This is a genomic window from Actibacterium naphthalenivorans (genome assembly GCF_014196965.1).
In the GTDB taxonomy this organism is placed as follows: Bacteria; Pseudomonadota; Alphaproteobacteria; order Rhodobacterales; family Rhodobacteraceae; genus Actibacterium_A; species Actibacterium_A naphthalenivorans.
Genome location: NZ_JACIEQ010000001.1, coordinates 1,542,178 through 1,562,452, shown reverse-complemented (window position 1 = coordinate 1,562,452; position 20,275 = coordinate 1,542,178). Strand labels below are relative to the sequence as shown.

Below are 20,275 nucleotides of genomic sequence, written 5' to 3'. Positions count from 1 at the left end.
TCAATTCTCGCGGGAGATAACGAAACGGGCGGCCTCCCGCAAGCTTTCGGCCGCCGCGCCATAGGGCGACAATGCCGCCTCTGCCTCTGCGGCAAGGTTCTGCGCCCGAACCTTGGCCGCTTCGAGACCCAGCAGAGACACAAAGGTGGCCTTGCCCGCCTCGGCGTCCTTCTGCAGCCGCTTGCCCGCCTTTTCGGCATCGCCTTCGACATCCAGAATGTCGTCGGCGATCTGGAACGCGAGGCCCAGCGCGGAGGCATAGGCCCGCAGCGGCCCGGTATCGGCCTGCCCCAGCACCGCGCCCGCCTCGGCCGACCAGCGGATCAACGCGCCGGTCTTGTTGGCCTGAAGCGCGGTGATCTCCTTCAGCGTCAGGGGCCTGCCGGCGGTTTCGGCGGCAATGTCCTGGGCCTGGCCCAGCACCATGCCCGCCGCCCCCGACGCGCGTGCCAGCGAAGACACCAGCGCGATTCGCACCGCCGGATCGGGATGGGTGCGCGCATCCGCCAGCAGATCGAAGGCCAGAGTCTGGAGCGCATCGCCCACCAGAACCGCCGTCGCCTGATCCCACTTCACATGCACCGTGGGCAGGCCCCGGCGCAGATCGTCATCATCCATGCAGGGCAGATCGTCATGCACCAGCGAATAGGCGTGCAGCGCCTCGACCGCCGCCGCCGCCTGAACCGCCTGTTCCGGCGCGACGCCATGCAGCGCGGCCCCTTCCATCACCAGAAAGGCCCGCAGCCGCTTGCCGCCCTGAACGGCATAGCGCATCGCATCCACCACCGGCTGATCGGGATAATCCGCCAGCACGTCGCGCAGATGCCCCGCAACCCGTGCGGCGGCGATCTCTAGCCGCTCGGAAAACATCAGAGCCCTTCGACGGGTTTCGTCCCTGCCGGGTTGCCGTCCGCGTCCAGCGTGATCGCGGCGACCTTTTCCTCGGCGTCCTTCAGCTTTTCCTCGCAGCGCTTTTTCAGCGCCGCACCGCGTTCATACAGCGTGATCGACTGCTCCAGCGGCACATCGCCCCGCTCAAGCTGGTTCACCACGCGCTCCAGCTCGGCCATCGCCTCTTCAAAGCTCATCTCTGCCACCGGCTTATCGCTCACGATCCCCGCTCCATCAGTACCCGCACATGCGCCGCAGCGCTTTCAGCGAGCGCATCCAGATCATATCCGCCTTCGAGTGTCGAGACCACCTTGCCCCCCGCATGGGCGTCGGCAATGTCGCACAGCCGCTCGGTGGCCCAGACGAAATCCGCCTCGTGCCACTGAAGCTGCGCCAGCGGATCGGCGGCATGGGCATCAAACCCGGCGGAGATCAGCACAAGCTCTGGCCGGAACGCATCCAGCGCCGGCAGCACCTGCCGCTCCATCTCGGCCCGGAACCGCGCGCCGCCCGACATTGGCGGCAGCGGCACGTTCAGCACGTTGCCATGCGCGCCGCGCTCCTCCGCCGCGCCGGTGCCCGGATAGAGCGGCATCTGATGGGTCGAGGCGAACAGAACCCGCGGCTCGTCCCACAGCAGATCCTGGGAGCCGTTGCCGTGATGCACATCGAAATCCATGATCGCGACACGCGCCAGCCCGTGATGATCCAGCGCATATCTGGCCGCGACAGAGACGTTCCCGAACAGGCAGAACCCCATGGCCACTTCGGTTTCGGCATGATGGCCGGGCGGGCGGACCGCGGCGAAGGCATTCGCGGCCTCGCCGCCCAGAACCATGTCCACCGCTTTCAGATTGGCCCCCACTGCGCGCAACGCGGCGGTGAAGGAACCGGGGGAAAGATGTGTATCGGCATCCAGCACGGCAAACCCCTGTGCGGGCACCGCCGCCCTGATCTTGTCGATATAGGCCTGGGGGTGACAGCGCGCCACCTGCGCCACATCGGCCAGCGGCGCCTCGACCCGCAGCAGCCCGTCAAACTCGGGCGTGTCCAGACGCCGCAAGATCGCCTCCAGCCGGGCCACGCGCTCGGGGTGGCCCGCCGGCGTGACATGGGCAAGACAGTCTGCATGGGTCAGGAACGCGGTGCTCATGCCGCAAAGCTAGGCCCGCACCCGGGCCGGGGCAAGAATCCATTGCGCCCCGGCGCCGGCTATTCGGGCGCCAGCATGTACCCGGCGCCGCGCACCGTCTGAAGATAGCGCGGCTGTTTGGGATCGCTTTCTATCTTGCGCCGCAGCCGCGTGATCTGAACGTCCACCGCGCGTTCCTGTGCCTGCCCCCGGTCGCGGCCCAGATCCTCCACCAGTTTGGCGCGGGTCACCGGCTCGCCCGGACAGGCGGAAAAGATGCGCATCAGCTGGCTTTCGGTCGCCGTCAGGCGCACCGGGTCTTCGCCGCGCCACAGCTCTCCGCGCTCGGTATCATAGCGCACCTGGCCCATATGCAGCACCTTGGGGCCGACCACCCCGGTCTTTTCATGCGGCACCCGGCGCAGGATCGCGTTGATCCGCAGCAAAAGCTCTTTCGGCTCGAACGGCTTGCCCAGATAATCATCGGCCCCGGCCTCCAGCCCCGCGATGCGGTCGCTCGTCTCTCCACGGGCGGTCAACAGCAGGATCGGGGTGGAAATCGCCTGCCGCAGCTCGCGGGTCAGGCTGATACCATCCTCGCCCGGCATCATCACATCCAGCACCAGCAGATCGAACGCCAGCCCGCCCAGCAACCGGCGCGCCTGCGCCGCGTCCCGCGCCACGCTGACAAGAAACCCCTGCCGCACCAGAAACTTCTGCAACAACCCGCGAATACGCTCGTCATCATCGACGACGAGCAGATGCGCATCTGCATCAACGCTCATGCCTCATTATCCTTGAGCGTGTTGAAATGGCGCCGCAGTTCGGGATCCATCATCGCCTCGAGCACCTGCCGGAACCCCGCCACCGCCTCCGGCCCCGCCACCCGGTAAGCCGCGCGCATCCGCGCCCGTTGCGCGCCCGAAAGCTCTCGCTCCAGCTTGCCGCCCGTCTCTGTCAGGAACAGATGCCGCTCGCGCTTGTCGCGCTTGCCGATCCGGCTTTCGACCAGCCCGTCTTCGATCAGCGTGCGCAGAACACGGTTCAGCGATTGCTTGGTGACGCCCAGCACCGACAGAAGATTGTTGACGGTCATGCCCTGCGAGCGGTTGATGAAATGGATCGCCCGGTGATGCGCCCGGCCATAGCCGTATTGATGAAGGATCCGGTCAGGATCGGCGGTAAAGCCGCGATAGGCGAAATACATCGCCTCGACCCCTTTGCGGATCTGTTCGTCCGTCAGGAATAACAGGCTCTCGCCGCTTTGCGACGTTGCAATCGCACCTTCGGCCATGTTGTGCTCCTCCCGATCACATTTTCTTCTTCCATGGTGGATTTTATGTCAGCTTCGTTGACTTTCCAAGAATCAATTGTTACCGATCCCTGAAATTGGCGCAATAATATGTCCATAACGGACCTTTCGCGCGCAATAATCGGAAATCCTGGAAAGCCGGGTTCACTATGAAAGGAAGGGCCGATGTCTGGCTACGATGATCGCGACGGACAGATCTGGATGGATGGCAAGCTGATCCCCTGGCGGGATGCGAATGTGCATATCCTGACCCACGCGCTTCACTACGCCTCCAGCGTGTTCGAGGGAGAGCGGTGCTATAACGGCAAGATCTTTAAATCCGTCGCCCATTCCGAGCGGTTGAAGCGGTCGGCCAACATGATCGACTTCGAAATCCCGTTTTCCGTCGAAGAGATCGAAAAGGCCAAATACGACGTGCTGCAGGCCAATGGCTGGACAGACGCCTATGTGCGCGCTGTTGCCTGGCGCGGCGCGGGCGAGGAAATGGGCGTCGCCTCTTCGCGCAACCCGGTGCGCCTTGCCGTCGCGGCCTGGGAATGGGGCGCCTATTACGGCGACGCCAAGATGAAGGGCGCCAAGCTGGACATTTCCAAATGGAAGCGCCCCAGCCCCGAAACCGCGCCCAGCCAGGCCAAGGCCGCCGGCCTTTACATGATCTGCACCATGTCCAAGCACGCGGCCGAGGCGAAAGGCTGTTCCGACGCGATGATGTTCGACTATCGCGGCTACGTGGCCGAGGCGACCGGCGCCAACATCTTTTTCGTCAAGGACGGCGAGGTTCACACGCCCGACCCCGATTGCTTTCTGAACGGGATCACCCGGCAGACCGTCATCGGAATGCTCAAAGACCGGCAGATCAAGGTGCATGAGAGACATATCATGCCCGAAGAACTGGAAGGGTTCGAGCAATGCTGGCTGACCGGCACCGCCGCCGAGGTTACCCCGGTGGGCAAGATCGGCGACTATAATTTCGAGGTCGGCGCGCTGACCCGCGAAATCGCCGAAGATTACGAAAAGCTGGTGCGCGCCTGACCACGGGTATTAGCGCCTCGTAAACGAATTTCCGCCATCCTGGCCCCGTCCACGATGGCGGAAATGCGCTGATGAAACTTCAGAACGGGCCGCTGGCCCTGCTTGTCATATTTCTGGTCACGGCGCCGTCCGCCGCGTCGCGGATGTACTACCACATCACCAAGGACCCGACGTTTCAGCCGCTCGGCATCACCAAGGAACGCCTGTCCGCCTTTGATCGGGGTCCCGTGGATGACGGCATCCTGACCGAAATCCGCTGGGGTTCTGGCGGTTCGGGCTCCCGCCTCGCGCTGGAACAGGCGCTGGCCGGGTCCTTCGCGGCATACGGTGTTGAAAGCCGGTTCCGCCATATCACCGATCCCGGCCAGGCCGGTGTCACCATAAGGTTTCGCGTAGGACCCACCGATCTGGGGCCCTATTCGGTGGGTCAGGCACCGCATGGGGTTCAGGCCGCCGTGGCGGCCTTTGGCATCTATGATGGCAGAGAGCGTAAATCCCGCGTCGCGCGGTTTTTCGGCCGGTAAAGCCCCGGGGCATGTGGCGCGCCGTGCGGACAGGCGGGCCGCGCCGATACCCATGCGCCTTCAGTCGTCGTCATCATCCGCGCCCATGTTTTCCTGATGCCGGGCGATGGCCTCTTCTATATCTTCGTAATAGGTGAGCTGCCCGTTTTCCAGAACCGCGCCCGCATCGCAAAGCTTGCGGACCTGACGCATCGAATGGCTGACCAGAATGGCACCGCTTTCGGCCATGCGTTCGCGGAACACCACCTGGCTTTTCATCTTGAAGGCCGCGTCGCCGACGCTTGTCACCTCATCCACCAGATAGGTGTCAAAGCGGATGCCCATCGACACGCCGAACGCCAGCCGCGAGCGCATGCCGGAGGAATAGTGGCGGAACGGCATATGAAAATGCGCCCCCAGTTCGGCGAAATCCTCGACAAATTCCAGAAGGGCGTCGGTATCCACGCCATAGACGCGGGCGATGAAACGGGTGTTCTGGGCGCCGGTCAGATCACCGTGAAAACTGCCGCGAAACCCGACCGGCCAGGAAATCGTTCCATCCGTCTCGATCTCTCCGGCGGTGGGCTCGACGGTGCCGGCGATCATCTGCATCAACGTCGATTTCCCCGCGCCGTTGCGCCCCAGAAGTGCGACCGCGACGCCGGTGGGAAAGGTGATCGAGATGTCATCGGCCACCACTTTGCGGTTGCCCTTTGTCCAGAAGCTTTTCGAGAGGTTCTTCAGCCGGATCATGGCGGGGTCAGCGTCTGTCGCGCAGGCTGTAATAGATCAGCGCCAGGATCGACCACAGCAGCGTCAGGAACAACGCGGTCAGCCCCAGCAGCATGGCGCGCTGCGGGTATTCGGCCTCTTCGGCGAGGGTGGGCTTGATATAGGCGGCCAGATAGCGGCTTTGCCGCTGCGCCTCGGCCTGGGCGCCATCAAAGGCCGACAGCGCGGCGGTATAGGATTGCTCGGCAAACTCGCGATCCACCGTCAGGCGCTCGTACTCGGCAACCAGCGTGGCGTAGTCGCGGCCGCCGGGGCCCTGCCCGCCGATCCCGAATTTCTGCCGCTCTTCGTCGATCCGGTTACGGATCACGGCGATGCGGCGTTCACCCTGGGCGATGCGCGGATCATTCTCGCGCGAGGTTTCGCGCAACAGGTCCAGCTCGATCAGCGCTTCGGCGAGTTGTTGCTGAAGCGTATTCAGAAGGCCCATCTGCCCCTGGATATCGGCCGATGGATCCACGATCTGGGTGCGCGAACGGAAGGCGGTGACCGCCTCGCGCGCCTGCTTCAACCGCTCGACCGCCCGTTCCAGCTCTTCGCGGGCATAGCGGGTAGCGTCGTCACGGGCGATGGCCGACAGCTCGTTTATCATCTGCGAGCTTTCGTCGAAGATCAGCCGGGCGATGGCCCTGGCATCCTCGGGGGTGAAGGCCAGCACGCGCAGCTCGATCAGGCCGGCGCCGGCGTCATAGGAAATCCGCACCATGCGCTGCCAGAATGCCAGCAGATCTTCAATGCCGCCCTCGGGATCGAAGGCAAAGACCGGATCATCGGGCCAGGCCTTGGAATAGAGCGCCTTCAGCCCGATCTGGTCATCGATCTTGCGCACCAGCTCCTGGCTCTGGATGAACTCATAGAGGATATCAGTGTCCGACGAGCTGGAGGATGAAAACTGGCTGAGCCCGCCCAGGATATCGGCGGCGGGGCTTGTCTCTTCGCGGCGGACGGTAAAGCCGGTGGTCGAGCCATATTGATCAGCGGCGCGCATCCACAGATACCAGCCGGTCAGCAAAAGCGGCGCGATGACCAGAACTACAAAGCTGAGCATCAGGCCGCGATGGCGGCGTTTGGGCCGCGCCGGTCCGGCCACCGGCTTGATGGCGACGGTGGCGGCAGGCGCCTGGGCGGACTTGCGCGGGCCGGCGGCCCGTTTGCGGGCGCCACCCTTTTTCCCGAGCGGACCCGCCGGGGCCTGCCGTACTGCGGCTGAAAGTCTGTCGGGGGTGTTGTCTTCGGTCAAAGGTCGTTTTCCGCCAGAGAGAGCAAATTGCAACTATCGTGCAAGGCTTACATAATGCAAGAACGCAGGAAGAGACAGGACTGAACACCGCCGATGACCAGTTATCTTGCCCCCGACGCGATGCGCGCGCGCCGCTTCAAGACGGCCCGCACGGTGCTGGCGCTGATGCTGCGCGAAATGTCGACGACCTATGGCCGGTCACCGGGCGGCTATCTGTGGGCGGTGCTGGAGCCGGTGGGCGCCATCGCGGTGCTGTCGTTCGGGTTTTCGCTGCTGGTGCGCAATCCCGCGCTTGGCACCAGCTTCATTCTTTTCTTCGCCACCGGCTTTCTGCCGTTCGGGATGTATAACGTGCTGGCCAACACCATCGCCCGTTCGCTGCGGTTCTCGAGGGCGCTGCTGGCCTATCCGGGTGTCACCCCCGTCGATGCCATCCTGGCCCGGTTCTTCCTGAACGCACTGACCCAGATGATGGTGTTCTATCTGGTGATCGCCGGCATCCTCATCCTGTTCGACACCCGCACCATCCTGGATTTCCCGCCAATCCTTCTGTCGTTGCTGATGAGCGCGCTGCTGGGGCTGGCGGTCGGCACGATGAACTGTGTTCTGCTGGGCCTCTTCCCGATCTGGGAGCAGATATGGAGCATCGTCAACCGGCCGCTGTTTCTGGCCTCGGGCATCCTGTTCCTGCTTGAGGATCTGCCGCCGCTGGCGCAATCCATCCTGTGGTTCAACCCGCTGGTGCATATCACCGGCATCATGCGCACCGGGTTTTATTCGACCTATGACGCCGCCTATGCCTCGCCCGTCTATGTCTTCGCGCTGTCGGCGGTGCTGATGTTTTTCGGCCTTCTACTGCTGCGCAGATACGACAGGATCATCCTGAATCAATGATCGTTTCTGCACCTGCATCCTCTTGCCTTGTGCTGGCGGTGGAAGCCTTTTACAAATCCTCGTGAACACAGAGAGGCATGCCGAAAACGGCGGGAAACAGGGTTTGCAGGCGGTGCGAAAAGACATTGAAAGCGGGGCGGGTGACGCGCGGTTCCAGTGGAAACCGGCCGTGATCCATCCATGATCGTGGGCAACTAAGGCAAAGACCGGGGCGCAACTACCATATGACGAAACTCACGTGCATTACGACGACGTTCAACGACGGCAAGGCCCTCTACAACAGCGTCAATTCCATTCTGAATCAAAGCTACGAAAATTTTCAGTATATCATTGTCGATGACGGCTCTTCGGATGAAACCCGCGATATCGTTTCGTCGATAAAGGATGAGCGGGTTCAAGTCATTATGCAGGCAAATGATGGTGTTTCGGGCGCGCGCAACAAGGGCATGGAGCACATCGCGGGAAGCTATGTTTGCTTCCTCGATTCCGACGACACGCGCCCAAACTGGGCATTTCAGGCCATGGTCGACGTTGTCGAGAGAGAGGATCCGGACCTTCTGCTTTGCAGAGGCACCCTGTCAGAGCTGCGCGGCGATCTCTTTCCTTTCTATGACGACCGGGTTTTCGAGATCATACGAAACAGCATTGGCACGCAGCCGGCCGTTCAGGGAGATCCGGGAACACAGGCGGCGCTTCGCCTTTCCCAGCTTGTCGAGCCTCAACCCGCGAACAAACTCATTCGCACCAGCCTAATCAAGAGAAACAGGATCGAGTTTCCCAACACTCATTTTTTTGAAGATATTTTCTTTCACAGCAATGTTCTGGCGCGTGCGCAGAAGGTTTCATTTTTACACACCTCCTGCTTTTCGTACTTCAGACGCTATGTCCGCCCGCAAACCACCAGTTCAAGCTCGGATCTTCGGTTTGACATCATTCCCGTAACGAAACTCACCCTCGAGACATTTGAAAAATTGCCGCAGTTCCATGACCCCTATCACAGGGCTGCGGTTGTCGCGTCCTGCTTCAAGATCCTGGAATGGTGCGAACAATCGATCTCGCTTCACTACCGATATCACTTCCGCGAAGCCGCGCGGGCGCTTCTGACCTTGATCAACCCGCTGTTTTTGCATTTCCCGCACGACACGCCGGATGGCATGGAAGTTATCAGATCCGCAGAGAAATATATCGGAGGGCTGAGCCATGCTTGATAAAACGGCTGTATTCCAGATGATCCAAACCAGTCTGTTCGGCCAGGCGCTTGAGTTGAAATCGGCACCCGACGAATTCACCATCAATGACAGCAACTGGCGCACGAAAGCCATCTATGAACCGTTCCTGTCAGCATATCCCTTGCCGAAATCCGGTGTGGCGATCGACGTCGGCGCCGCTTATGGCGGCTTTGCCATCCCCTTTGCGCTGGCCTACCCCTCTTGGACGATCTGGTGCTTTGAGCCTGACGACAAAGCCTTTGCCGCCCTCAGCGCCAACATCAGCGACCACAAGCTGAAGAACGTGATTGCCGTCAACGCCGCGGTGGGCGGCGAAGGCGGCAAGCCTTCGGCGGCGTTGCTTCGCGCGCTGAAAGCGAAAGACGGCGAGAAGGTGAAAAGCGCGCTGGCGAAAGGGCCGTTTTTCCAGCACCGTGAAAAACGCGGCTACGTAGAGGCGCATACGCCGCCGGAATTCCACGAGGAATTCGATCAGATAGCATTCCCAGCTTTTCCGCCCGAGGCGCTGAACGAACTGGGCGCCACCTTGCTGAAGATCACCGCGCCGGGCAGCGAGAACAACATTCTGGCCGCTGTGCGCGACAGCTCTATCGAATTCATCGTCGGGGAACTGTGGAAGCCGGTTCCCTCGGGCCTGACCTACCGTAGTGATGGCGTCGCGCGGCAAGTCTATCTGCCGCTTGCGGGAACCACGCTCAAGCTGCGGCAATCGCGGGATTCTCTGGCAAGCCGAGCCGGGCTCGATGTCGTTGTAGCGATGTACAATACCGCCGGCTACATTCAGGAGTGTATTGACAGCATCATCAACAACAGCGCCGAAGATGTCCGGGCGATCGTTGTTGACGACGGTTCGACCGACGGCTGTGGCGATATCGTGAAAGAGCTTTATGCCGACAACCCGCGGGTAACCCTGCTGCGCAAGCTCAACGGTGGCTGCGCGTCGGCACGAAACTACGGGCGGTTGCATTCGAATGCCACCCATATCACCTTCATTGATGCCGACGACGTGGTCGATGCCGACCTATACCCTGTGCTTCTGGAAATCGCCCGCTATTCAGGATGCGAGTTGACTCAGGGCGGCTTCGCCTTCCTGCATGAAGATGAAAATGGCGAACGGCGGCTAGAGCCCAGCTACGAAGACCGCGACTTTGGCCATTTCGAGCGGCAGCACTTCGGGGATGTTCCCTTCTTCGTGGTACCCAACAACGTGCTGATGATCGGCCAGCCGACAATCTGGCGGCGCGTCTATCGCCGCGATTTCCTTGACAACAAGAAGATCTGGTTCCCCGAGCACATCCGCGCCTTCGACGACCAGATTTTCCAGATGCTTACCCTGCTTTACGCATCGGATGTCTATTGCACCGACAAGGTGAAATACCAGTACCGGCAGCATCCGGGCCAGGACATCAAGCAGGGGGACGAACGGTTCTTCTATTCACTGGAAATGTTCCGCATGATGCTGAAGCGCGGGCTTTCAGAAGGCTGGAACGATTTCGACCCCATCCTGCAATCCTATGTCAACACGGTGAACTGGATCTACGGCGGGTTGCGGCCCGAGCTGAAGCCGATCTTCATCAAGGGCGCGGCAGAGCTTTGGGTCTATATGCAAAAGGCGCTGGGGCCGGGTCCGTTCCGGAAATACGGCGCGAGGGTGTTTGACGCGGTCGATTTCGCTTACCATGCGCAGAGATGTGCCGACAAACTGTCGGCCTATGGAGATTCCTACATGTGGGCCTATCTGGATTCGAAGCTGATGCATGTGGAGATGGTTCGGGGGAATAAGTGAGTGTCCAACTCCGCGAATGCGCTACACTTGAGCGAAGAGACGTATCCGTTTGAATCCTCAAGGATAGAGAGTGCCAAAAAATGAAAAAACGAATTATCATTCATATCGGCTATCACAAAACGGGGTCGACTTCCTTGCAATCGTACATGGAAGAAAACCGGGATTTTTTGAGCAAGCGGGGTTTGTACTATCCCGTGACAAAGCGTGATCACGACAGAGATTATTTTAACAAGCACCTGAAGCTTTTCAATGATCTCATAGTCATTGATCACCACGATGATGAGTTTTTTGAGAAAGTGGCCACCGTTTTCGAGCCGTATTTGAACGAGATCGAAAAGTCCGGCTGCAACTTAGCAGTGCTGAGCGAAGAGAGCTTTAGTGCTTTTGGCCCGAAAATGATTGAAGCACTTGGCTTCCTTCGGAAAACCTATGACGTGAAAATTCTTGCGGTGCTGAGAAGGCAAGATGAATTCTTGCAGTCATGGTATCATCAGACCATTAAGGATTTTCGCGAGGTTCGGGACTTCTCCCAGTTTTTGAAGGATGAAAACTGGCGAAGACTCCGTTACGATGAAGCATTGGCGCATTGGGCGGCCGCATTTGGTGATGAAAATCTTATCGTAAGATCGTACGACCTTATAAAGAAAGAGAAAACGGAAAATATTCTCTCGTTTCTTCTGGGTGAAATACTGGGGAAGCACCCCGATTGGACGATCGAGCAAAGGGTGTGGAATTCTTCATTTTCCAGCATCGGCTACGAAGTGTTGAAGTATGTGTCACGTCAAGGGATGCCTGAGGCGGAGTATCGCCAACTAATTCAGACGCTTCATGCTCAGATACGTCGACTTCCCGATGTCAAGACGAATCCACTTTTTCTACGCCCCTATCTGGATCAAGATCTCTGCAACGTGATCTATAGCTGGTTCTACGAATCCAATGTCCGCACTGCCGAAAAATATTTCGGCAGTCAAAATATGTTCCCCGGATTTTCTGGCTCTGAGATCCCTCCGAAGGTCGTAAAAAGTTTCGAAAATAAAATAACGTTTTTCCCTCGGGAAGTTGTCACAGCACTTGTCCAACTCCTGTTAAACAACGAGCCGCGCTAAACTAAGGGAGAAGGGATTCAGTCAACTTGCAAGCGTGAGCCAACAAAGTACCTGAAAGCCCACTCTGCGTTAAAGGCGGCAATAGTAACTTCGAACGGACGCAAAAGACATAATACTTCCATGAGAACACTCTACCTGCACATCGGTACCCACCGGACCGCCACAAGCTCCATTCAGGCCTTCCTGCACGGCAATTTCCGCAACCTCATCACCAAGGGGTTCTTGTACCCGCTCGGGGCGAAGCGCCATATCGTGCTGGCCAACAAGCTTTTGTCGGGCGCGGTCGATGCGGAAGCCGTTGGGGCGGATCTGGAAAAACGCGCCAGCGACAAGCCTAATGAAATCCATTCCCTCATCCTCAGTGACGAAGATATCTGCATGCGGCGTGACCTGTCGCGGCTGAAAGGGTTTTCAGAACATTTCAACGTCAAGGTCGTCTACGCCCTGCGCCGGCAGGATCTCTGGCTTGAAAGCTGGTATCTTCAGAACGTCAAATGGCAGTGGAACCCAGAGCTGTGCCACCTCACGCTGGATGAGTTTCTGGGCCGCCAGGCGGATTTTCACTGGATCGACTACAACGGCTATGTCGCGCATCTCGAAGAGGTGTTCGGGCGGGAGAACGTCATCCCCTATGTGTTCGAGAAAGAGCAGATGCCCGAAGGCCCCGTCATGCATTTCTGCAATGTGGTCGGGCTCACGGATCGGACGGGGTTCAACCCGCCGCAGCACAGCAACTCGAGCCTGTCGCCGCTGATCTCGGAATTCATGCGCTGTCTGCCACTGGACGAGGCGCCCGCCCCTTATCGCAGCGTGCTGGAAGCGGCCTGTACGCAAGTCGACGATAGCCTGTCAGGGAACCGGACCGGTTCCCTGATTCTGAACGCCGTTCAACGGGCCGAGATTCTGGAAACCCATGAAGCTGGCAACAGGGCGCTCGCGCGTCGCTACTTCGGACGCGACGAACTGTTCCACGCCCCTCTGCCCGCGCCCGACGCGCCGGTCGCATCCATGAACCTGCCCGCCGACAGCTACGAGCTGATGCAGGAATTCGTGACCCCCTTGGTGCGTGAGCTGATCAGCGAATACAAGAAACGCGAAGCCAAGCCCCCTGCCCGATCCCCGGAGACGTCCAAGTGATCACCCTTCAGAACCTGCTGTTCCCGGAACGGGATATTTGCACGGAGTTCGATCTTTATTTTCACCTGAATGATGGCGCCGCCGTCAGCCTTTCGGAGCCGGCACTGCATCTTGCCCCCGGCGGCAAGGCGCGGCTGGGCACCTATTTCAACTCTTTCAGCCTGGGCAAATGGCATGAGGCCGGCGCGCTTGACGGGCTGTTCTTCGCGCTCACCGGCACCGGCAAGGTCGAGGTGAAGCTGTTTCTCGCCATCCCCGACCGGTCGTGGGAGATTCTCTACTGCGAGATCCTGACACTCGATCCGGAACAGGAAAGCCTGGCCGACCTTTCGCATTATGCCGCGCTCTCTGAACGCGGCGTTATTTTCGCCGAGGTCAAGGCCGCCGAAGCCGCGGCCACCGTCACCGGCGGCGGCTTCAAGACGGACAAACAGCCCAAGCATCTGCCCCGGCTCGCCGTCAGCATCACCACGTTCAAACGCGAAGAGGCGGTGCGCGAAACCGTGGCGCGACTGGACGCGTTCATAAAGTCATCGCCCTTTGGCGCCGGCATCCACGCCTTTGTCGTCGACAATGGTGCCAGCGCCGATATCGCGGCCACATCCAACATCACCCCGATCACCAACAAGAACCTGGGCGGGGCCGGCGGCTTTGCCCGTGGCCTGCTGGAGGCGTCGCAGGCCGGGTTTACCCATTGCTTGTTCATGGATGACGATGCCGCCTTCCACATGGAAAACCTGCACCGCACCTATGCCTTTCTGGCCCTGACCGAACACCCCGACACCGCCGTCGCCGGGGCGATGATCAACAACACCCATAAATGGGCGATGTGGGAAAACGGCGCCTGGTTCGAAAAATCCTGCCACCCGCTGTTCTGCGGCGCCGATCTGCGCCGCCTGGAAGAGGTCGTGGGGATGGAGCTTGCGACCACCGGCCCGGCCCACCGCAAGGCCTATCCGACGCTTTACGGCGGCTGGTGGTTCTTCGCGTTCCGCATCGATCAGGCAAAGCACCACCCCTTCCCCTTCTTCGTGCGTGGCGATGACATCAGCTTTTCGCTGGCCAACGGGTTTCGCATCACCACGCTGAACGGGGTCGTGTCGTTTCAGGATGATTTCTCGGAAAAGGAATCGCCACTGACCCTGTATCTCGATCTGCGCAACCACCTGCTGCACCACCTGATCTTCGACACGCTCGATCTGGGCCGGGTCGGCACTGCCAAGGTAGCGCTGCGGTTCATCATGCGCAGCTTGGTGCGGTTTCACTATGAAACCGCCGAGGCGCAGCTTTTGTCTTGGCAGGACGTGATGCGCGGCCCGGAATTCTTTGCCAGCAACGCCGACATGGCCGAGCGGCGCGGCCGCATCAAGGCGATGACCGACGTCGAAACCTGGCGCCCGGCCGATGATTTCGACCTGACCGAGCGGCGGCGCTACACGCTTCGCCGCGGCCGGGGCTGGATGCGGCTTTTCGTCTACAGCCTGAACGGCCATCTTCTGCCGTTCTGGAACCGCCGCGCCGACCGGATCGTGGTGGGCATGGGCGAGCGTGGCACCCTGCACCCGACATGGGGCGCGCAGCAGATCACCTATCTGAACGCCACCCGCGACAAAGCCTATATGGTCAAACAGTCCAAGCGCCGTTTCTTTGGCTTCGCCTGGCGGCTTATGGGCACGACGCGCCGGTTCCTGCGCGACTATAAAGAGCTGAAGGCAGCCTATCGCACGCAATACCCGCAGATGACGTCAAAAAGCTTTTGGGAAAAGACATTATATGCCGAGCCGACGGACAAGGCGGCCTGAACCTCACCTCTGACACGAAAGGGCAGAAATTGGTAAAATCCCTTGTTTTTCACATAGGTGATCCCAAAACCGGCTCGACCTCGATTCAGGATGCGCTGGCGATGCAGAACTGGACCTGCGCGGGGCCCTCGGTCGTCTATCCTGCGCGCCTGAACGACATCCCGCTCAGCAAGACGTTTTACGACGATGCACATAAAGGCGAAAAATCAGCCCGGATGCTCAAACTTGCTGGGCGGATCGCCGCCTCGAACGCAGATATCGCCGTAATCTCGGCGGAAACCTTCGAACATGCCGATCCCGCTGACGTGAAATCGGCGATCAAAACCTATCTGCCCACTTATGGAAACAATGTCCGCGTGATCGCCTATGTGCGGCCCCATGCCGATCGTCTGGTTTCCGCTTATGCGGAGCGTCTGAAACAGGGCTTTTTCACCGGAAGCCTTGATGAGTTGCATGAGCGGACCAAGAGCGCCGGCAATTTTCAATACTACCCCCGCTTTTCCAAATGGCGCGAAGCCTTTGGCCCCGCATTCGAATTGCGGCTGATGAGCCGCGACAGACTTTATCAGCAGGATGTGGTTCAGGATTTCCTCAGCTTCGTTCTGGGCCATACGGATTTCACCATGAACGGCGATCAGGGCAGCAATGAATCGCTCAGCCTTGAAGATCTTGCCATGCTGCGGGAATTTCATCTGCTGGTCCGCAATATGAAGATGCACAAGAAACTGATCCCGGCGCGAAAGGCGGTCGGCTGGAACTTCGCCAAGCTGCTGACCGAGATGCCCCGCAAAGAAAGCACCCGGTTGCGGCTGCACCGCGCGTTGGTTCCTGATGTCATTGAGACCTACCGAGAGGATGCCGCGCAGATGGACAGTGCGTTCTTCGAGGGCACGCCGCTGTCTGACGCTTTGCTTGAGGCCGGGGCAAAGGCAGTGGATGAACCCCAGTCGTTCAACGCCGAAGACCATTTTTCAAAGGACGATCTGCGCTATATTCGCGGCTGGTCAAACTTGATTGCCGATATGCTGAAACTGAGTCCTGAAGGAATACCTGCGCATTTTAGGGCGGCACAGGCGACAAAACTGGCAACGAAACGAAAGCAACTGGCCGGCGGCATGGCAAAATGAAATTTCCCCGATTCCGCGATCAAAATAAGGGCAATGCGCCGGCGAAGAAGCTTGTTTTTCACATTGGTGATGCAAAGACCGGCTCTTCATCGATTCAGCAGGTGCTTTTCACTGGTGGCTATGATTGTCCCACGGTTAAAACCGCCTATCCGGACAGCATGGCACAAATTCCGCTGGCCCGCTCTCTGTACGTGCCGGAGGAGAAAAGCCGCGCGAAAAACAGATTCAAGGCAACCTCTTCCTGGGTCGACAAGGTGGATGCCGATCTGGCCGTTATTTCGGCCGAGCATTTTGAAAATGTCCCTCCCGAAACCTTCAAAGCCGCGCTGGAGAAATACTTCTCGGACTATGCCGAAGAAGCGCTGGTCGTCGCCTATGTACGCCCCCACGCTGATCGGTTCGTCTCTGCCTTCTCTCAACGTACAAAAACCGGCCTCTTCTTTCGTCAGATGGATCACTTCCACAAACGAATGTCCGACAAGGGGCGGTTCATGTATACGCCACGCTTCGCCGCCTGGCGCGATGCGTTCGGAGATCGTTTTATCCTGCGGCCGATGATCCGCAGCGAATTGCACGAAGGCGATGTGGTGAAGGATTTCCTTCACACCATTCTCAACGGGGCCCCTTTCGAACTTACCGGGCTGGGCACGGCGAATGAGTCTCCGTCTTTGGAAGAGCTCTCCGTGCTTCGGGAGCTCAACCTGGCCTTCAAGAAGCGCGATCTGCCGCATGGCGTCTACCATGCCGCAAGCGCCCATTTCTCTCGCGTATTGCCCCCGCCCGCCATCGGGGAAACCCGCACCAAGCTGCGGCTGCACCGCGCCTTGGCCGAGGACATCGTCAGCACCTATCGCGACGACGCGCAAAAGCTGGATGCGATGTTTTTCCCCTCCGGCCTGATGAGCAAGGCGCTGGAGGCGTCTGTGGAAAAGGCTGTCGATACACCGATGTCGACAAAGGCCGAGGCGCATTTCACGCCCGACAGCCTGCGTATGATCCGTGCGTGGAGCGCGCTGACAGCGCAGATCCTGACCATGGAGCCGGAAAAATGGCCGCCGCATTTCCGAGGGCTGCGGCGGCGCAAGCTGCTTGAGGATGCAAAGGCGGAAAGCGGCGCCTGAGCCGCTATCTGCCGTGCTCGATCCGGCATTGCCGCGCCCGGCGGCCCAGCAGCCCGTCACGCACGGCATCCCACAGCAGGCGGTAATAGGTGCCCCGGTCTTCCTCTCCCTGAAGCCGGCCCTTCAGCACCCATTTGGGCACAACGATGATCAGCGCCGGCCAGAACAGCCAGCCCGCCGCCAGCCGGTAGAGGAACATCAGGTTGCGGTAGTAGTAATAGGTCTTCCACACCGGCGTGAACCCGCCCCGCGCGCCGGCAAAGGTAGAACAATCATGTTCGAACCGAACCTCGGATGAAAAGGCCATCCGCCCCCCGGCCTGGGTCAGGCCCAGCGTGTAAATCCCGTCTTCGGCATAGATGAACAGCCGGCCATCGGGATAGCCCGCCTTGGCAATCGCCCCGCGCGACAGGAACAGCCCGACGAAAGACGCCCCGTCGACCGGGCGCAGCGTGGTATCGGCGAAGGCGGCGTTGTCGAGGTGAAACGCCGGCCGCCCGCCGCCCAGCATGGTGCGCAGAAACACGTTGCGGTGCTGAAACGGGTTCAGCACCGGCCGGTTCATGTCACAGACCTGCCCGTCAGGCTGGCGCACCGCCGCGGCCACCGCATCCCAGCCCTCGAGCGAAAGCTGCCGGAACGCGGTCATCGCGCCGGGTTCGGGGCGGGCATCATCATCCAGCACCACGATCCAGTCGGGGTCAAACCGCTCTACCGCCAGGCGCATCCCCTGTTCAAAGCCGCCGGCGCCGCCAAGGTTTTCACCCGGCAGCAGCAGCACGAGCCGCGGGTCATCGACCCCGGCCAGCCATTCGCGCGTGCCATCGGTAGAGCCGTTGTCGACTACGATCACATGATCCACCTGCTCGCCCAGCAGCCGCGGCAGCGTCACCCCGATCTGGTCACGCCGGTTATAGGTTACCACAACAGCGGCTATGCGCAGTGTCATCCCCCCGGCCTCAGAGCGGCTGCACGGCGAAGGCGGGCATTTTCGTGCCGGCCTCACGCGCGTCAAGGAAGGCGCGGGCGGTATCCAGCGCCTCGCGGATGGTGACGTCCATATCGAGGTAACGATAGGTGCCCAGCCGGCCAACAAAGGTCACGCCGTCGGTTTGCGCGGCGCGCTCGACATAGCGGCCCAGCAGCTCTTTCTCCTTCACCTGGCGGATCGGGTAATACGGAATGTCGTCCGGCTCTGCGGCGCGCGAGAACTCTCGGTAACAGACCGACCCCTCGTGGCTTTCCCAGGGCGCGAAATGCTTGTGCTCGGTGATGCGGGTGAAGGGCACCTCTTCCTCACCATAGTTCATCACGGCGCAGCCCTGATAATCGCCCTCGAAGGTGAAGCGCTCGAAATCCAGCGTGCGATAGCCCAGGCGGCCGAGATCGAAATCGAACCAGCCATCCAGCGGCCCCGAATAGAACACATGGTCATATTCGGCCGCCTGATCGCGGGTGAAGCGGGTGTTCAGATGTACGGTGATATTGGGATGGTCGAGAATGCGCTCCACCATCACGGTGTATCCGTTTTCCGGCATGCCCTGAAACCGGTGGAAGAAATAATTATCGTCATAGTTGAAGCGCACCGGCAGCCGCTTGAGGATCGAGGCCGGGAGTTCGGTGGGCGAGCAGCCCCACTGCTTTTGCGTGTAGCCCTTGAAGAAGGCCTTATACAGATCCGGCCCGACAAAGCGCAGCGCCTGATCTTCGAACGTCTGCGGTTCGGTGATCGTGGTATCGGCCTGCTCTTCGATAAAGGCGCGGGCCTCATCCGGGCGCATTGTCTTGCCATAGAACTGGTTGATCGTATGCAGGTTGACGGGCAGCGAATAAACCGCACCGCCAGAGGTCGTCTTGACGCGGTTCTTGTAGGGCATGAACGTTTCGAACCCGTTCACGTAGTTCCACACCTCTTCATCATCGGTGTGAAAGATGTGGGGCCCATAGACATGCACCATCACGCCGGTATCCGCATCACGCTTTGAATAGCAATTACCGGCGATGTGGTCGCGGGCATCGACGATGGAGATGTCATAGCCTTGTTCGGCCAGATAGCGGCCGATCACGGCGCCGGACAGACCGGCCCCAACCATCAAGAGTTTGCCCGATGACATATGTTAGCTCCTCATTTCTGTCAGACCTGGGACCGTCTGTCTTTTACCCAGATACCAGCACCACGCCGGCATGGAAGTGAACGGGACGCGAGGCCGGCGCGGTTCCGCCGACGGCTTGCGCGCGCCCTGTCGTCAGAACAGCATTCAGGGCTCTCAGGACAGGGGAAAATTCCGGCAAGGTCGCGGCAGCGGTGCCCGGACCATGGCCTTTTGCCGGCCCGTCGGGTTTCACGCCCGAGTTCAAGCGCCGCCCTCCGTGGCGGTGGCGCCGGCCCTTTTCAGCCGCGGCGCAAAGGCGAATTTCCGGGAATGCGCCACTATCCGCCGCGCAGGCGGGCCATGGTGGCTTTTCCGAAAATCGGGCCAAAGCCGGGCGCCTGATTCATTGTCGGGAAGAACTGTTTTAATCATCATTTCTTGTCATAAATCAGTCCCACGAACGCTCTCACTTATCAGTGATTGACGGGAGTTCGACAAGCCCTTGGCGAAAAATTCCGCGCCGAAAGGAGCTTTTCTGCCCAGCCTGAAAAATCGGATTTGGGGGGGTGAGCCCGGGCAAACGAATCAATCGAAGAAAGATCTTTACCCTGTGCGGCCACGTATCGGCGCGGGGCAGATACAGGCCTACGTAACGTCAACTGTTTCCATTCCGGCGCCATACGGGGCCCGCCGAAGCGCTGAGGGTTACGCAGCACAAAAGATGGGCCCTGACAGGCCCATCTTCACAGCAGATGACCGAGTGCTTACTTGGTCGTGGTTGTTGTGGTGGTAGTCGTGGTAGTCGTGCTGCTGCTGCTGTCGTCATCGGCGACAATGGCAACAAGCAAGAGCGCGCCAACACCCGCAGCGATTGCGCCGGTGCTAAGACCACCAACAAGCGCCCCGTTGGGGGCACCGGGGGTTGCGACCACCGTGGTCTCTGTCTGCGCCTGGGAAACAATCTGCTCTGCAGCGAACGCAGGAGCCGTTGCCAAGGCGAGGCAAGCGAAAGCCGGTACGAGAACTTTCTTCATGTCGTACTCCGTGAAATCAATTGAACTCTGTGACTGTAGGTAGC

The 20,275-nt window shown here is 60.0% G+C and carries 20 protein-coding genes; 10 read left to right on the top strand and 10 right to left on the bottom strand.

The window, feature by feature from the left end; translation table 11 throughout:
* From GGR17_RS07685 to GGR17_RS07665, 5 genes are read right to left on the bottom strand one after another with little or no spacing between them, the layout of a single operon-like run.
* Entirely contained in the window at window positions 1-870 is an 870-nt protein-coding gene (locus GGR17_RS07685) for a polyprenyl synthetase family protein (RefSeq protein ID WP_054540180.1), read from the bottom strand.
* Window positions 870-1,112 (bottom strand): exodeoxyribonuclease VII small subunit, encoded by a 243-nt coding sequence (locus tag GGR17_RS07680; RefSeq protein WP_037204739.1) that lies wholly within the window; start codon window positions 1,110-1,112, stop codon window positions 870-872. Before GGR17_RS07680 ends, GGR17_RS07685 begins: the two co-directional genes overlap by 1 nt.
* Window positions 1,109-2,044 (bottom strand): histone deacetylase family protein, encoded by a 936-nt coding sequence (locus GGR17_RS07675; RefSeq protein ID WP_054540181.1) that lies wholly within the window; start codon window positions 2,042-2,044, stop codon window positions 1,109-1,111. The genes GGR17_RS07680 and GGR17_RS07675 overlap by 4 nt, the downstream gene beginning before the upstream one ends.
* Window positions 2,045-2,103: 59 nt before the next feature.
* Window positions 2,104-2,808, bottom strand: a complete 705-nt coding sequence (locus GGR17_RS07670; RefSeq protein WP_037204744.1) for a response regulator — start codon at window positions 2,806-2,808, stop codon at window positions 2,104-2,106.
* Window positions 2,805-3,317 carry a MarR family winged helix-turn-helix transcriptional regulator gene (locus GGR17_RS07665; protein WP_054540182.1) on the bottom strand — a complete coding sequence of 171 codons (513 nt, stop codon included), beginning with the start codon at window positions 3,315-3,317 and terminating at the stop codon, window positions 2,805-2,807. The genes GGR17_RS07670 and GGR17_RS07665 overlap by 4 nt, the downstream gene beginning before the upstream one ends.
* A gap of 183 nt (window positions 3,318-3,500) precedes the next feature.
* Here GGR17_RS07665 and GGR17_RS07660 point away from each other — a divergent pair, with 183 nt between their 5' ends.
* Both GGR17_RS07660 and GGR17_RS07655 read left to right on the top strand, forming a co-directional pair.
* Entirely contained in the window at window positions 3,501-4,367 is an 867-nt protein-coding gene (locus GGR17_RS07660; RefSeq protein ID WP_037204749.1) for a branched-chain amino acid aminotransferase, read from the top strand.
* Window positions 4,368-4,438: 71 nt separating this feature from the next.
* Entirely contained in the window at window positions 4,439-4,891 is a 453-nt protein-coding gene (locus tag GGR17_RS07655; RefSeq protein ID WP_054540183.1) for a hypothetical protein, read from the top strand.
* Window positions 4,892-4,951: 60 nt separating this feature from the next.
* On the opposite strand, the gene GGR17_RS07650 is transcribed toward GGR17_RS07655, so the two are convergent.
* The gene (locus tag GGR17_RS07650; RefSeq protein WP_037204755.1) at window positions 4,952-5,623 is read right to left on the bottom strand and encodes an ABC transporter ATP-binding protein; all 672 of its coding nucleotides are present in this window, start codon (window positions 5,621-5,623) and stop codon (window positions 4,952-4,954) included.
* Window positions 5,624-5,630: 7 nt separating this feature from the next.
* Window positions 5,631-6,902 (bottom strand): sugar transporter, encoded by a 1,272-nt coding sequence (locus GGR17_RS07645; RefSeq protein ID WP_369817417.1) that lies wholly within the window; start codon window positions 6,900-6,902, stop codon window positions 5,631-5,633.
* Window positions 6,903-6,995: 93 nt separating this feature from the next.
* Between GGR17_RS07645 and GGR17_RS07640 the strand changes: the two genes are divergently transcribed.
* From GGR17_RS07640 to GGR17_RS07605, 8 genes are all read left to right on the top strand, one after another.
* Window positions 6,996-7,796, top strand: coding sequence for an ABC transporter permease (locus tag GGR17_RS07640; protein WP_054540184.1), 801 nt, complete (start codon window positions 6,996-6,998; stop codon window positions 7,794-7,796).
* Window positions 7,797-8,020: 224 nt separating this feature from the next.
* The gene (locus tag GGR17_RS07635) at window positions 8,021-9,004 is read left to right on the top strand and encodes a glycosyltransferase family 2 protein (protein ID WP_054540185.1); all 984 of its coding nucleotides are present in this window, start codon (window positions 8,021-8,023) and stop codon (window positions 9,002-9,004) included.
* Entirely contained in the window at window positions 8,997-10,811 is a 1,815-nt protein-coding gene (locus GGR17_RS07630) for an FkbM family methyltransferase (RefSeq protein ID WP_054540186.1), read from the top strand. Before GGR17_RS07635 ends, GGR17_RS07630 begins: the two co-directional genes overlap by 8 nt.
* Before the next feature lie 80 nt (window positions 10,812-10,891).
* Window positions 10,892-11,917: a sulfotransferase family protein gene (locus tag GGR17_RS07625; RefSeq protein ID WP_054540187.1), complete on the top strand. Its 1,026-nt coding sequence runs from the start codon at window positions 10,892-10,894 to the stop codon at window positions 11,915-11,917.
* 120 nt (window positions 11,918-12,037) lie between these two features.
* Window positions 12,038-13,054, top strand: coding sequence for a hypothetical protein (locus GGR17_RS07620; protein ID WP_054540188.1), 1,017 nt, complete (start codon window positions 12,038-12,040; stop codon window positions 13,052-13,054).
* On the top strand, window positions 13,051-14,856 hold the full coding sequence (locus GGR17_RS07615) for a glycosyltransferase family protein (protein ID WP_054540189.1): 1,806 nt from the start codon (window positions 13,051-13,053) through the stop codon (window positions 14,854-14,856). The genes GGR17_RS07620 and GGR17_RS07615 overlap by 4 nt, the downstream gene beginning before the upstream one ends.
* 101 nt (window positions 14,857-14,957) lie before the next feature.
* On the top strand, window positions 14,958-15,983 hold the full coding sequence (locus tag GGR17_RS07610; RefSeq protein WP_157445625.1) for a hypothetical protein: 1,026 nt from the start codon (window positions 14,958-14,960) through the stop codon (window positions 15,981-15,983).
* Window positions 15,980-17,104: a hypothetical protein gene (locus tag GGR17_RS07605; protein ID WP_054540191.1), complete on the top strand. Its 1,125-nt coding sequence runs from the start codon at window positions 15,980-15,982 to the stop codon at window positions 17,102-17,104. The genes GGR17_RS07610 and GGR17_RS07605 overlap by 4 nt, the downstream gene beginning before the upstream one ends.
* Window positions 17,105-17,108: 4 nt before the next feature.
* On the opposite strand, the gene GGR17_RS07600 is transcribed toward GGR17_RS07605, so the two are convergent.
* From GGR17_RS07600 to GGR17_RS07590, 3 genes are all read right to left on the bottom strand, one after another.
* Window positions 17,109-18,053, bottom strand: coding sequence for a glycosyltransferase (locus tag GGR17_RS07600; RefSeq protein ID WP_037204767.1), 945 nt, complete (start codon window positions 18,051-18,053; stop codon window positions 17,109-17,111).
* A 10-nt stretch (window positions 18,054-18,063) separates the two neighbouring features.
* Window positions 18,064-19,218 carry a UDP-galactopyranose mutase gene (gene glf, locus GGR17_RS07595; protein WP_054540192.1) on the bottom strand — a complete coding sequence of 385 codons (1,155 nt, stop codon included), beginning with the start codon at window positions 19,216-19,218 and terminating at the stop codon, window positions 18,064-18,066.
* A gap of 743 nt (window positions 19,219-19,961) precedes the next feature.
* Window positions 19,962-20,231: a hypothetical protein gene (locus GGR17_RS07590; protein ID WP_207642722.1), complete on the bottom strand. Its 270-nt coding sequence runs from the start codon at window positions 20,229-20,231 to the stop codon at window positions 19,962-19,964.
* Between the last annotated feature and the right edge of the window lie 44 nt (window positions 20,232-20,275).